Here is a 14,054-nt window from a genome sequence, read left to right as displayed (position 1 = left end):
CAATATGCAACAGACCCTAAGGCCCAGCAGGCTTGCCATGCTGGTGGCTTTGGCTGCCATGCCCGCCTGGGCACAGGCCGCCTATCCCGCCTATCAGGCCGGTACCGCCTACAAGGCCGGCGACATCGTCAGCAACGTCGGCAATCTCTATGAGTGCAAAGAATTTCCCTACTCCGGCTGGTGCGGGGCTTCGCCCTATCACTACGCCCCCGGGGTGGGTGTGGTCTGGGCCGATGCCTGGAAACTCTATGGTGGGGACGTGCCGCCCCCGGCACTCGGCGTAGCCGTCAGCTCGCCGGCTGCCGGCGCCAGTTTCAACGAGGGGGCCAGCGTCGCGCTGGCGGTGACCCTGAGCGGCCCGGTGACGGCGCTGGTTCGGGTGGAATACCTCATCGACGGCACGCTGGTGGCCACGGCGAGCGCCTCGCCCTGGAACGGCAGCTGGAGTGCCGCCGGTGTCGGCGCCCACGCCCTCAAGGCACGGGCACTGGATAAAGATGGCAAGGTGCTGAGCGAGGCGGATTCGAGCTTCAACGTCGCCGCCGTGGTGGCGCCGGAGGCGCCCAAGGTGAGCATCAGCAGCCCGGCCAGCGGCGCCAAGGTGACCCTGGGTCGCAGCGTGGCGGTGAGCGGCAATGTTACCGATGCCAACAACGACGTCGCCAAGGTCGAGCTGTTCGTCGATGGCAAGAAAGTGGGCGAAGACACCAGTGCCCCCTGGCAGGTGAACTGGACGCCCCAGAGCAAGGGGCTGGCCGGCCTCAAGCTGGTGGCGACCGACAAGGAGAACCTGAGCGGCGAATCGAGCCAGGTCGACGTACAGGTGGAAGAGGCTGCCCTGCCGCCCACCGGCGGCAACCTCTCCTGCGATATTCGCCAGATCTACCGCCCGGACGGCTACGAGTGCATGGGAGATGACCATGCCCGTCGGGTCATCGGCTACTTCACCTCCTGGCGTACCGGCAAGAACGGCTTGCCCTCCTATCTGGTGAGCGACATCCCCTGGGACAAGATCACCCACATCAACTACGCCTTCGCGGCGGTGGACGAGCAGAGCCACACCATCAAGGTGGACGACTCGGCGACCAAGATGACCTGGGATGGCGTGCCGGGTGCCGAGATGGATCCGGAGTTTGCCTACAAGGGCCACTTCAACCTGCTGTCGAAGTACAAGAAGCAGTATCCGGACGTGAAGACCCTGATCTCGGTGGGGGGCTGGGCCGATACCCGCGGCTTCTATACCGCCACCACCAAGGGTGACTGCTCGGTCAACAGCGACGGCATCAACGCCTTTGCCAACTCGGCGGTGAGCTTCATCCGTCAGTACGGCTTTGACGGGGTCGACGTCGACTACGAGTACCCCACCTCCATGAAGGATGCGGGCAACCCCAACGACTTCCCGCTCTCCAACCAGTGCCGCGGCAAGCTGTTTGCCAACTACAAGGTGCTGATGCAGGCCCTGCGCAGCAAGCTCGACAGCGCCGGCAGCGAGGATGGTCGCAAGTACATGCTGACCATCGCCTCGCCAGCCTCGGCCTACCTGCTGCGCGGCATGGAGAACTTCCAGGTCACCCAGTACCTCGACTACGTCAACCTGATGACCTACGACTTCCACGGCGCCTGGAACAACTTCGTCGGTCACAACGCCGCCCTGTTTGACAACAAGGCGGATGCCGAACTTGCCCACTGGGGCGTCTATACCCAGAGCCAGTTTGGCGGCATCGGCTACCTCAACGCGGCCTGGTCTGCCCACTACTTCCGTGGCGCCCTGGCGGCCGGCAAGATCAACGTGGGCGTGCCTTATTACACCCGCGGCTGGCAAGGGGTCAGCGGTGGCACCCACGGCCTGGCCGGCAAGGCAGCCCTGCCGAGCCAGAGCGATTGTCAGCCGGGCACCGGTGGCAGCACCATTCCGTGCGGCAACGGGGCGGTCGGCATCGACAACATCTGGCATGATCTGGACAAGAACGGCAAGGAGATCGGCGGTGGCGCCGTGCCCATGTGGCATGCCAAGAACCTGGAGAACGCCGCCAGCCTGGGTATCACCACCATGCCGAGCTACGGCCAGGCCTGGGGTCTGGATTCCAACAACCCGGCTCACGTGATGCAGGGCAAGTACGTGCGTTACTACGATGACAAGGCGCAGGCGCCCTGGCTGTGGAACGAAGAGAAGAAGGTGTTCCTCTCCACCGAAGATGAAGAGTCCATGGGACACAAGCTCGACTACATCATCAAGCGGGGCCTGGGCGGGGTCATGTTCTGGGAGATGGCGGGTGACTATGCCTTCGATCCGGCCAAGAACGAGTACGGCATGGGCAGCACGCTGACCACGCTCGCCTACGAGAAGTTCGCCAAGGCAGCCAAGTACAACACCCAGCAGAACGATCTGGCGGCGCCAACCGCCCAGCTCGACATCGCGGTGAGTCTCTCCGGCTTCAAGGAGGGGGATTCCAACTACCCGATCAACCCGATCCTGAAGCTTACCAACAACTCGACCCAGACCATTCCGGGCGGTACTCGCATCGAGTTCCTGGTGCCCACCTCCACCTCCGACACCATCACCGACCAGAGCGGGATGGGGCTGAAAGTGGTGGAGAGCGGTGGCAACCAGAACTCCGATGGCATCGCGGGCGAGAAGGACTTCCACAAGGCGGCCTTTACGCTGCCGACCTGGAAGGCGTGGGCGCCGGGCAGCGACGTGGAAGTGGCGATGACCTACTATCTGCCGGCCGCCGGTGTGCCGAGCGGTATCCGCATCATCAGCGGCACCCAGACCGCCGGCCTCAAGGCCGAGTTCCCGACCCTGCCGGAGGCCGTGCTGGGCAGCAGTGGTGGCGGTGAGAACCCGGGCGGCGCCACCTGCAGCAGCCAGAACGTCAACCCGGCCGCCTACAAGGCCTATCCGACCTGGCCGCAGGGGGATCACGCCAACGGCGGTGACCGGATGACCAACAACAAGGCGGTGTGGCAGGCCAACTGGTGGACCAGCAGCGAGCCCAAGGCGGGCGATGGCAGCTGGAAGCTGGTATGCAGCTACTGATTTGTCCAAGCTGCTGTACCAGCAGCGAGCTCAGAGCGGGCGACGGCAGCTGGAAGCTGGTGTGCAGCTACTGAGTTGTCCAGGCTGCTGTACCAGCAGCGAGCTCAGAGCGGGCGATGGTAGCTGGAACTGACATGCAGCTACTGATGACCGTTTGAGGGGCAGGCCGGCACTCTGCATGGCCTGTCCTCTCGCAAGGCAATGACCCAATCCGGAGCCCAGGCTCCGGATTTTTTTATGGCGGGATAATAAAGGTAGGAACATAAAAAAGACCGCTCCGGGGAGCGGCCAATTGCCACCAAGGCAATCTGCGGGGTGACCCCCTTGTTGCTGATCGGCAGGGCGGGGAGGGTGCCCGTCCTGCCGGGTGTCATTGCGTGCCATGCCGGGAACAAATGCCACCGGGCCGGCACGCCTGGGTTGCTTATTGGGTGACGGCGCCGCCCTGCTGCTCTTTCAAGAAGCTGATCCAGGGTGACGCGCGGCCACTGACGTTGCCGTTCTGGGCAGCCTGAGTGAAGGCGGAGAGCGCCTCCTTCGGTTTTTGCTGCTCAAAATAGGCGACCCCGGTCAGGAACTTCAGATCCGCCCGCTGCTCGCCGCTGGCATTGGCGGCAGGCTTGGCGGCCAGGGCCACCAGATCCTGGTAGCGCTTGCTCTGGATCATCATGCGCGCCATCTTGAGCTGCAGCTCGGCGTTGGGGGCCAGCTTGTAGGACTTGGCCAGGGTATCGATGGCCGGGTTCAGCTCCTTGGCCTGGTGCCAGTAGTTGGCCAGCGCCTTGTAGTTGGCCGCGTTGCTCTCGATGGTCCCCTCCTTCATCGCTTTCTCCATCACGCGGGCGGCGCGGTGGGGAATGCCGGCGAAGGCCAGGTAGTTGGCCAGACGCTGCAACTCGGCCGCCTCGGTCAGCATGCCGAGGTTGTAGGCCCCCTCCAGCGCCGCCAACGCCTTGCCATCGTTGCCTGCCTGCATGTGCATGGCCGACAGCTGGGTCCAGTACTTCTTCTTCTCCGGATAGCGGTCGACCAATGCGGTCAGCACCTCGGTGGCCGGCTTGTACTGTTTGAGCTCGTAGTGGGCCGCCATTTTGAGCAGATACCAGGACTCCGGCGCCTTGCCCGCGGAGAGCTTGATCGCGTTGTCCACCGCCGGTATGGCTTCCCGATACTGCTTGAGCTGCACATGGGCGTTGGCCAGCGTGATGTAGGCGTGCGGGGTCGGCTTCTCGTCCTTGCCCAGGCTCGCGAACCACTGGTTCATGGTGCTGATGGAGGCCTTGAAGTTGCCCTCCGCCATGTAGAGCTGGGCCAGGTTGTAGCGCACCTGCTGGGCCACCGGTTGGGGCAGCCCGCCGGTGGCGATGGCGTCGGCGAAGTACTTGGTCGCCTGACCGTACTTCTCCTGCTGCGCCGCCACGAAGCCCAGGGTCTGCAGAATGACCCCCTTGTCGTAGACCCGCTCGCCGGCGCCGGACAGCGCCTCCTGCAGCTTGGCATTGGCCTCGCCGTATTTTTTCTCGGTGATCAGTGCCTGCGCCTTGTTGACCGCGCGGTAGGCGCGATCAGAGAGAGCAGGCTGCTCGGCGGCCCAGCCGGCGGTGCTGAGCAGCACCGCCATGGCGACCGGGGCGAGGATCAGGGTATGTAACTTTTTCATCGCCACCTTCCTTAGTTGACCGCAAACTCGATTTCTTGCTGCATGCGGGTGGCCTGCGGCTTGCCATCGACCATGGCCGGCTTGAACGTCCATTTGGCGATGGTCTTGCGGGCCTCCTTGCCGAGGTCGTAGCTGCGGGGATCCTCTTTGACGATCCGCACGTTGCTGACGGTGCCGCGCTCGGTAACGGTGAACTCCACCAGCACCTTGCCGGAGGCAAGGCCGGCCAGCGCCGCCTTGCGGGGCATCATGGGCTCGAAGGTCGCCAGCGGAATGGCGCCGTTGTTGCCACCCATGCCGCCACCACCGCCGCCGGTGCTGTAGGCACCGAGGGCGTTGCCGCCACCGATGTTGACCGGGATGTCGAGTTTGGGCATGTCCATCGGCGAGCTCTCCATCTGCGGCCGATCCGTGCTGGCCACTTCCATCTCGGGAGGGGGAGGGGGCCGGTTCGGGGGCGGCGGCTTGGGCAGCTCGCGTTGTCTCTCTTGCAGGGTCTCCTGAGGCTTGATGCGGATGAAGTCGGTCATGCTGACGTCCTCCTTCTCCACCAACTCCCGGTGATCCGGTGTGATGAGCTTGTTCATTCCCAGAAACAGGAAGAACACCACCACACAGGAGACCGCCAACGATATCAGGTATCTCATGGTGCTCGCTCCGGCATCAGCTGCTCTTGCTCGCCGCGATGGAGATGTTCTGGACACCGGCCATGCGGATCTGATCCATGACCTGGACCACCAGACCTGAACGGGATTCGGTATCGGCCTGGATCACCACGGCGCTCTCCGGGTTTTCGGCCCGCAGCCGCTCGATGTTGGCGCGCACGGCGCCGACTTCGACGATGCGCTTGTCGACCCAGACCTGGCCGTTCTCACGGACCGCGACCATGATGTTCCCCTTCTTCACCGTCTCGGCCGTGCTGGCGCTCGGGCGGTTGATCTCCACGCCGGACTCCTTGACAAACGAGGTGGTGACGATGAAGAAGATTAGCATGATGAACACTATGTCCAGCATGGGGGTCAAATCGATGGCCGCCTCATCAGCACTGCTGTCGCTGTGACGTTTTCTCATGGCAAAAACTCCTTGCTTGTTCTGTGCCCCCACCAGAGCCGGGCCCGGCGGGGGAGTGCATCCTGCATCAACCGTGTTTCAGGTTGTCTTCCAGCTTCTCGACCGCCAGCTTGGCCTTGTGATCGAGCTGGTTGACAAAAAACAGGCCGGAAAGGGCGGCAATCATGCCCGCCATGGTCGGTACCGTCGCCTTGGAGATCCCCGAGGCCATCGCCCGCGGTGAGCCGGTGCCGGTGATGGCCAGGGTGTCGAACACCTGCACCATGCCGACCACGGTCCCGAGCAGCCCCATCAGCGGGCAGAGGGCGATCAGCACCTTGATGACCGGCATCCCCTTGTCCACCGCCATGGCCACCCGGGAGACCAGCTCGCGCCGGATCTGCTTGGCGGACCAGGAGAGGTGATCGCTGCGGGCCAGCCAGGCGGCCTTGGTCTGCTTCACCTGCTTGGGGTAGACCGCCATGAAGTAGATCCAGCGCTCCAGCAGCAGGGCCCACATCATCAGGGTCAGGAAGAACAGGGCGACCAGTACGTCGCCCCCCAATCCCAGAAACCGGCGGACCGACTCGACTTCTTCAATCAACCAGAACCACATGGGTGACTCCTTACGCTGCGGCTTTGGAGGCGTGCAGACGTTCCTGGTAGCGGGCGACGAAACCGGCGCTCTGCTCTTCCAGCACCTGGATCAGACGACGGCTCTGGGTCTGTACGATGGTGTAGAGGAACAACATGGGCACGGCGACCACCAGACCCTGCATGGTGGTGACCAGGGCTTCGGAGATACCGCCCGCCATCAGCTTGGGATCGCCGGTACCGAACAGGGTGATGGCCTGGAAGGTGGCGATCATGCCGACCACGGTACCCAGCAGACCCAGCAGCGGCGCGACCGAGGCGATCAGCTTGATGATGCTGATGCCCTTCTCGAACTTGGGCACGTTGCGCAGGATGATCTCGTCGAGCTTGGACTCCAGATCCTCGATGTTGTCGCCACGATGGCTCTGGTAGGCCCCCAGCATCTCGCCGATGGGATTGCCCTTGATGATCTGATCGGATTTCAGCTGCTTGCGCATGGATCCGCCGATGAGGGAGAGGCGAGCGCCGCAGAACAGCGCCAGCAGGGTGCCGAGCACGCCGAGCACCATGATGACGTAGCCCACTTCACCCCCCTGGTCGATCCGCTCCTTCAGGGTCGGCGACTGCACCAGCAGGGAGAGGATCACGCCGCGGGACGGGTCGACGAAGATCGGCTTGACGCCACCGCCACCCTGTTCAAACTCGGCGATGGGCTCCAGCACCCCCTTGTCGGGCTGGCGGGGCAGCTGTTCGAACTTGCCGGTCTCCGGCACGAAGGTCAGGTACTTGCCTTCGGAGACGGTGTTGAACTCGCCGATCTGGGTGACGGTCTTCTCGGCCTGGTTGCCTTCGCCATAGACCACGGTGGCCGGTATCTGGCTGACCTTGCCACCGTCGACCATGCGGCTGAGGGTGGTGGTCCAGAAGGCGGTCAGGTCATCGCTGGAGGGCAGCTCTTTGCTCTCGGCCAGGCGGGTCAGCAGGGCGGTCTGCTCCGGATGTTCGACCCGGCGGGCAGAGGCGTTGAAGATCCCCTTGAACTCGCCGGCGAACTGGCGCAGCACCCCGAACATCTCGCCCATGTTGCCGGCACGCTGGCGCAGGGTCTCGGTCAGCTCGGTCAGCTGCTTGTCGTTGGCATCGAAGGTGGCCTTGAGCCGCTCACCCTTGGCTGTTTCGGCGGCCAGTTCTGCCTTGGCCTTGGCCAGCAGGGCGGCCTGCTCGTTCTTGTCGGCCAGGAAGCGGGCTTCCCGCTCCTTGTTGAGCTGGGATTCGGTGGTGCTGGCGGCCTTGACCTGATTGAGCAGGGCGTTCAAGTCCACCGGTTTCTCGGCGGCGGTCACCGGCAGGGTGATCAGGGTCGCGCCCGCGATCAGCGAGGCGATGGCAAGTTTGATTCCTTTCATGATGCTTTCTCCGCAGTTTGAACCGGCAGCTTGATGAGGGCGGGGGGCGCCTGCTTCTTGGCGATGCGAAGGCCCTGTTCCACTGCACTGCGATACTCCTGGGGCAACTCTTCCCACTGACGGGTCTTCTTGTTCCACATGCCGGTCTCATTGCCGTCCGGGGACTGGTAGAGCAGGGCGATGCGGCCGACGCGCAGGAACTCGTAGGTCTTCTCGCCGCCATCCTTGGCCAGGCTGGCCTTGTAGGATTCGATGGTGCGGCTGAAGCCCTCCTCGATCTGGTAGGCCTCCAGGATCTTGCGGTACTTCTCGGAGATGGTGACGTCGGCCCGGTTCATCAGGTCGGTCAGGGCCGCGACGCGATCCTCCCGCTCGACCTTCTGGAACGGCAGATCCAGCGCCACGAACTGCTCGAGGGAGTCGATCATCTTGAGCATCAGCGGCACCACTTCGGTGCTGGTCTGATCGATCTGGGCGATCTGGCGCTGCATCGAGGCCAGTTCGCTGCTCTGGGAGTCGACCATCTTGCCCACCTGCTCGTTGTAGGTACGCAGGCTGTCGACCTGACGCAGGGCGGCCTTGTACTGGGCGAGGGCGGATTCGGCAGAGTCGGCGTAGCTGTCGATCTTCTGCTGGGACACTTTGGATGCATTGTCGGTGGCGGCTTGAGCGTCCACTGCCTGGCTGGCAGAGGCGGCACTCAGATTGAAGCTGGTCAGCAAGGCAGCGGAAACCAGGCTGCCGAGGAGCGCTTTCTTCATTGTAATTGTCCTTGTTTTCATAGGATTACCCTATCTCCGTAACTTCCTTGGACGTTGGGCAAAGCCGGCCCGACCGGGCCGGCTTGGGTTTATATCTCAACGGGAGTTGATTAGAACTTCTGGGTGTAGTCGAGGTAGACGATGCGCCCGTCGATGCTGTAGAGATCTTCGTCGTAGGTGAAGCCGTCGCTGGAGAGCGAGGGGCCTACGTTGAACATGTTCTTCACACCGGCTTGCAGCTTGCCGTTCCAGGGGGTATCCACACCGACGTTCAGGTTCCAGGTGGTCTGGGAGGCGATATGGCCCTCTGTCTGACCGTCCACGTAGTCCTGGCTCTGGGAGTCGATGTAGTTGGCACTCAGGTAGGCATCCATGTTCCACCACTGCGGTACATTGACCCCGACGCCGGAGTTGAAGCGCAGTTCAGGCTTGGCGTTCCAGCCTTTCTTGTCGACCATGGGACCGCCGGCAAACAGACCCTCTTCGTATTTCAGAATGTAGGTGCTGCCGAAGTCATAACGCACGGTCACGACGTCGAAGTCGTACTTGTAGTCAGCCTTGAAGTCCAGACCACTGGTCTTGAGCTGGCCCAGGTTGACCATGCCGGCGTAAACCTGTTCCACATCGCCGTTGGCATCGCGAATGACGTTCGGGTTGCTGCCGGTGTTGAGCTCCTGATAGAACTGGGTCTGGGTGGTGGCCAGCTGGATCACGTCATCAATCTTGATGTAGTAGTAGTCCAGCGAGAGGTTGAGATCGTCGATCGGGCTGTAGGCCGCGCCGATGCCGAAGGTGTCAGCCGTCTCTTCCTTCAGGTTCTTGTTGGATTGACGCACCGTGGTGTACTGCTCTTCCGGACAGTTGGCGACACCGTTGGCCTGGCAGGAGACATAGTCCTTGGCGAAGTCGGCGGAGTCGGCATCGGCTGCATACAGATCTTCCAGGCCCGGGGCGCGGAAGGACTGTGACCAGGAGGTGCGCAGCAACAGGTTGTCCAGCGGCTGGTAACGCAGGCTCGCCTTGGGCGAGAAGGCGCTGCCAAAGTCGCTGTACTTGTCGAAACGACCGGCCAGGTTCAGCTCGATCTGCTCGGTGATGGGGATCAGGCTCTCGATGTAGGCGGCGAAGACATCGCGCACGCCACCGCCGGAGTTGCCGGAAGAACCGATGACGTTGCCGGCAGCAGACTGGCTGTCATAGGTGTCGGAGTAGACCCAGTCGTTGTACTCGGCCCCCAGGTACCAGCCGATGGGGCCGGCAGGCAGTTCACCCATGCTCCAGCCCAGACCACCGTACCACTGGAAGAAGTCCATCTTGGAGGTGCGGCTGGTGTCGTAGGAGAGGCTGTTGGTGGCGTCACTGGAGAACTCGCCGTTCTTGAAGTTGCCGCTGTCGACCTCCTGCTGGACCGCCGGGTTCAGCACATAGCCTGTGCCGCGGCTCTTGTTGTCGGTCTTGGAATACATGTAACCCGCATTCCACTCCACATCACCCACCGCTTCGGTCGGCAGCGTGCCTTCGAAGCCCAGGTTCATGCTGCCGGTCAGGTCGGTGACGTCATTGTCACGGGGCCCGACGTTGCTGAAGCGGTAGTAGACGGTGGCCTTCTCACCGATGAAGCCGTTGTCGGCCAGCAGCTGGGCGCCGCCCGGAGTGGTGCCGTCGATGGAGAAGGGGCCGGCGGCCGGAGCGAAGCGGCCAAAGCTGGTGACCCGCGAGCCGATCAGCTGGGGAACGAAGTCGACGCTGTCATTGATGTGATAGCGGCCGTTGACGTAGACGGTGTCCCGGGTGCGGGAAGCGGTCTTGGCGGCGACCTGGGCAAAGTCGAAGCGACAGGCGCTACCGACCGGCACGAAGCCGGGGCCGGTATTGGCACAGTCGATGCCTTCCAGGGTACGGGTAACTGTCTTGCCGGTGGCGGCATCGATGCCCTTGATGTTGCGGCCATACAGGCTGGGGGCAGAGGCACCTTCACGAGCCATGTAGTCGCGATCCTTGTAGTAGATCTCGTCCTTGACGTCGTGCTCGTAGACCATCATCAGGGCGCCTTTCTCCCCGGTGATACCGCTGACGATGGAGCCGCTCTTCTCGTCGCCACCCTCTTCGGTTGGAGAGCCGATACGGCCCTGGAATTCCAGCCCTTCATAGTCCTGTTTCAGGATGACGTTGATGACGCCGCCGATGGCATCGGAACCATACAGGGCAGAGCCGCCGTCCAGGTTCACTTCCACCCGCTCGACCGCCGCCATGGGGATGGAGTTGAGGTTGATGGAGCTACCCCCCATGGAGGGAGAGCCGGCGACCCGCTTGCCGTTGAGCAGCACCAGGGTGCGCTCGGAGCCAAGGCCGCGCAGGCTGACGGTGGCCTGGGATTGGGCTGAGCTGCCGGAAGAGGGGGAGATACTGCCGAAGGAGTTGTAGGAGGCCTGCTTCAGGTAGTCGGCCACGGTCTGCTGACCGGATTGCTCGATCTTGGCCTTGCTGATGGCGACGACCGGGGTGGCGCCCTCCACGTCGACGCGCGAGATACGGGAGCCGGTAACCTTGATCTTCTGGAGTTTTTCGACGTTTTGGCCCTCTTCGGCCAAGACAGGGGTGGCCACTACTGCCGCGCTCGCCAAGGCAAACGCTACGGCAGCAGAGAGTCTGCTTTTCCTAAGCATCGCTTATATCCTTCCTGGTTGTTTTTTTGTTTGCTTCCATACCGCCCTCGTTGGAGCGATGCGTAAGGCTTATCAAGCTTTGACGGTTGACGTCAATTGAGGCGGTGTGGATGGGGAAGGGGGGCGCAATAAGCTGACTATGTTTTAATACTTCCGGTTTCGCAGCGGTTTATTCTGATTTGATGATATTTTACGATGTGAAATCGATGTTAAAATGAGTGGTTTCCATTTTATTGATTAATTTTGAACTTATCGATAAGGGGGATGTCCCGCTAGTTTTTATATTGTTAACCAAGACTTTTTTAGCATTATTTTCTGTTTTGGTAGCGTGTTCGGCTGAGGTTCAGATTGCATTGTCGAGCCGGATTTCAGCTTGCCCATATAGAGAAGGGTGATTTAATTCTGATTTATCATATCTTGTTGTTTTATATGTGAAAGATGTTTTGGTGATGCTGTTTTTGTAGGTTTGATTGAAAATTTAAACGTTATTTAAATTGTTCATGTCGCAGTTTTTTATCTTGAAGTTGGCTTTTTCATAAAAAACTCACAGTAAATTCCACGGTTTGCCAAAGGGGCATGTCATGCCCTTCGTTCTACTTGATTTTTGTTGCAGAGCTTTTACAGTGACCGAGCGGATAGTCTGTCAATAACCGGCTATCCAGTGAGTAATGCCAGGAAGGACAGGCCCGTCACCGGATGTGACTGGCCATAAAAGAACAACAAGGACGAGGTTCCACCATGCTGTCGTATTTCTTACGTCGGATGCTTTTGATCATCCCGACGTTTCTCGGTATCACCCTGCTCGTCTTCACCATCACCCGTTTCGTACCGGGCGGCCCGGTCGAACGCATGCTGCTGCAAGCCCAGGTTTCTCAGAACGAATCGGGCCGATCCAGCGGCAGCAAGGGGGCGCAGGCGCTCTCCGACGAGCAGATCGAGGAGCTCAAGGCCTTTTACGGGCTCGACAAGCCCATGCTGGTCGCCTATTGGGAGTGGCTGCAGAAGCTGGCGGTGCTGGATCTTGGCGAATCGACCCGCTATTACGAGCCGGTTTGGGGCCTCATCAAGGACAGGTTGCCGGTGACCGCCTTCTTCGGGCTGGCGACCTTTCTGCTCAGTTATGCTGTTTCCATTCCGCTCGGGGTGGCCAAGGCGCTCAGGCACAACAGCCGCTTCGATTCGCTCAGCTCCATGCTCATCTACATGGCCTATGCGCTGCCCGCCTACGTGGTGGGGATCTTCCTCATCACAGTGTTCGCGTTCCATCTGGAGTGGCTGCCCATGGGGGGCTTCCCGGGGGACGAGTTCGACGGCATGGAGAGCAGCTGGGATCAGATCCGCACCGTGTTCGCCCATGCCCTGCTGCCGCTCATCGCCTACGCCATCGGTGATTTCGCCATCCTCACCATGACCATGAAGAACAGCCTGATGGAGAACCTGTCGGCCGATTACGTGCGCACCGCCGTGGCCAAGGGGCTGCCGTTTCGCAAGGCGGTGACCGATCATGCCATGCGCAACAGCCTGATCCCCATCGCCAGTCACCTGGGGTCGGTGCTCACCGTCTTCTTCGGCGGCTCCTTTCTCATCGAGACCATCTTCAACATCGACGGCATCGGTCTGCTCGGTTACGAGGCCATCGTCGAGCGGGATTACCCCACCGTGATGGGCATTCTGGCCATCACCTCCATGCTGATGCTGGTGGGCAATATCGTCTCCGACATCTGCGTGGCCCTGGTCGATCCCCGCGTACGGTTCGGAGAGTGAACATGAACCCTGTCACCTTAAAAAAACTCAAGCGTTTCAAATCGATCAAGCGCGGTTACTACTCCTTCATCATCTTCACCACCCTGGTGCTGCTCTCCCTGCTGGCGGAGCTCTTGGTCAACAGCCGGGCGCTGATGGTGAGCTATCAGGGGGAGCTCTATTTTCCCACCTATGGCGACGTGATCCCGGGTCAGCAGTTCGGGCTCGATTACGAGTACGAGACCAACTATCGCCAGCTAAAAGACAAATTCGCCGCCGATGGCAAGGGGGATTGGGTGGTGTTGCCACCGGTACCCTGGAACCCCTATGAGCAGGATTTCAAGCAGGATGCTTACCCACCCTATGCGCCCAGCCTGGCCGAGCGTCACCTGCTCGGCACCGACACCAGCGGCCGCGATGTGCTGGCACGGCTGGTCTACGGCTTTCGCATCGCCATCGGCTTTGCCTTCATCGCGCTGGTGGCCAGCTATGCCATCGGGGTCACCATCGGCTGCATGATGGGCTTCCTCGGTGGGCGGTTTGACCTGGTGCTGCAGCGCTTTATCGAGATCTGGTCCCAGGTGCCGTTTCTCTACGTCATCATGATCCTGGTGTCGCTGGCCAAGCCCAACTTCGGCCTGTTCGTGGCCATCAACGTGCTATTTGGCTGGATGGGCATCACCTGGTACATGCGCACCCTCACCTACAAGGAGCGGGCACGGGACTACGTGATGGCGGCGCGGGCCCAGGGGGCCGGCACCGGGCGGATCATCTTCCACCACATTCTGCCCAACACCCTGATGATGATCGTCACCCTGGCGCCGTTTGCCGTGGTGGGCAACATCTCCACCCTGACGGCGCTGGACTATCTGGGCTTCGGCCTGGCTCCGCCCACCCCGAGCTGGGGGGAGCTGCTCTCCCAGGGCATCAACAACCTGGATGCCATCTGGATCGTGAGCTCGGTGGTGGCGGCGGTGAGCCTGGTGCTGATCATGGTCTCCTTCATTGGCGAGGCGATCCGCGAGGCGTTTGATCCGCGTAAATTTACCCGTTATCAGTGACCTGGGGCGGGCTTATGGCCCCGGGTTGCTCACCCTTGAATCGACAAGCCCCCAGTGCAGGGGTATGACCTGG

At 61.5% G+C, this 14,054-nt stretch carries 10 protein-coding genes; 3 read left to right on the top strand and 7 right to left on the bottom strand.

Annotated elements, in window-relative coordinates; translation table 11 throughout:
- The first annotated feature begins 4 nt into the window (after positions 1-4).
- Entirely contained in the window at positions 5-3,040 is a 3,036-nt protein-coding gene (locus AHA_RS17400) for a glycosyl hydrolase family 18 protein (protein WP_164927733.1), read from the top strand.
- A gap of 424 nt (positions 3,041-3,464) precedes the next feature.
- On the opposite strand, the gene AHA_RS17395 is transcribed toward AHA_RS17400, so the two are convergent.
- The 7 genes from AHA_RS17395 to AHA_RS17365 all read right to left on the bottom strand — a co-directional run bounded on the left by AHA_RS17395 (position 3,465) and on the right by AHA_RS17365 (position 11,177).
- On the bottom strand, positions 3,465-4,700 hold the full coding sequence (locus AHA_RS17395) for a tetratricopeptide repeat protein (RefSeq protein WP_011707203.1): 1,236 nt from the start codon (positions 4,698-4,700) through the stop codon (positions 3,465-3,467).
- Between the two features lie 11 nt (positions 4,701-4,711).
- Complete coding sequence (locus AHA_RS17390) at positions 4,712-5,347, bottom strand: energy transducer TonB (protein WP_024943514.1); 636 nt, start codon at positions 5,345-5,347, stop codon at positions 4,712-4,714.
- A 16-nt stretch (positions 5,348-5,363) separates the two neighbouring features.
- The gene (locus AHA_RS17385; RefSeq protein ID WP_010633018.1) at positions 5,364-5,771 is read right to left on the bottom strand and encodes an ExbD/TolR family protein; all 408 of its coding nucleotides are present in this window, start codon (positions 5,769-5,771) and stop codon (positions 5,364-5,366) included.
- Positions 5,772-5,838: 67 nt separating this feature from the next.
- Positions 5,839-6,366 carry a MotA/TolQ/ExbB proton channel family protein gene (locus AHA_RS17380; RefSeq protein ID WP_011707201.1) on the bottom strand — a complete coding sequence of 176 codons (528 nt, stop codon included), beginning with the start codon at positions 6,364-6,366 and terminating at the stop codon, positions 5,839-5,841.
- Between the two features lie 10 nt (positions 6,367-6,376).
- On the bottom strand, positions 6,377-7,750 hold the full coding sequence (locus AHA_RS17375; protein WP_011707200.1) for a MotA/TolQ/ExbB proton channel family protein: 1,374 nt from the start codon (positions 7,748-7,750) through the stop codon (positions 6,377-6,379).
- Positions 7,747-8,511, bottom strand: coding sequence for a DUF3450 domain-containing protein (locus AHA_RS17370; protein WP_011707199.1), 765 nt, complete (start codon positions 8,509-8,511; stop codon positions 7,747-7,749). Before AHA_RS17370 ends, AHA_RS17375 begins: the two co-directional genes overlap by 4 nt.
- A gap of 110 nt (positions 8,512-8,621) precedes the next feature.
- Positions 8,622-11,177 carry a TonB-dependent receptor gene (locus AHA_RS17365; RefSeq protein ID WP_011707198.1) on the bottom strand — a complete coding sequence of 852 codons (2,556 nt, stop codon included), beginning with the start codon at positions 11,175-11,177 and terminating at the stop codon, positions 8,622-8,624.
- 738 nt (positions 11,178-11,915) lie between these two features.
- Between AHA_RS17365 and AHA_RS17360 the strand changes: the two genes are divergently transcribed.
- Both AHA_RS17360 and AHA_RS17355 read left to right on the top strand, forming a co-directional pair.
- Positions 11,916-12,941 carry an ABC transporter permease subunit gene (locus AHA_RS17360; protein WP_011707197.1) on the top strand — a complete coding sequence of 342 codons (1,026 nt, stop codon included), beginning with the start codon at positions 11,916-11,918 and terminating at the stop codon, positions 12,939-12,941.
- Positions 12,938-13,981 carry an ABC transporter permease gene (locus AHA_RS17355; RefSeq protein WP_026080473.1) on the top strand — a complete coding sequence of 348 codons (1,044 nt, stop codon included), beginning with the start codon at positions 12,938-12,940 and terminating at the stop codon, positions 13,979-13,981. The genes AHA_RS17360 and AHA_RS17355 overlap by 4 nt, the downstream gene beginning before the upstream one ends.
- The last annotated feature ends 73 nt before the right edge of the window (positions 13,982-14,054 follow it).

Origin of the sequence: Aeromonas hydrophila subsp. hydrophila ATCC 7966, from assembly GCF_000014805.1 — a bacterium.
Lineage (GTDB): Bacteria > Pseudomonadota > Gammaproteobacteria > Enterobacterales > Aeromonadaceae > Aeromonas > Aeromonas hydrophila.
Note: the sequence above shows the minus strand (reverse complement) of the source record. Positions and strands in the feature narration are given on the sequence as shown.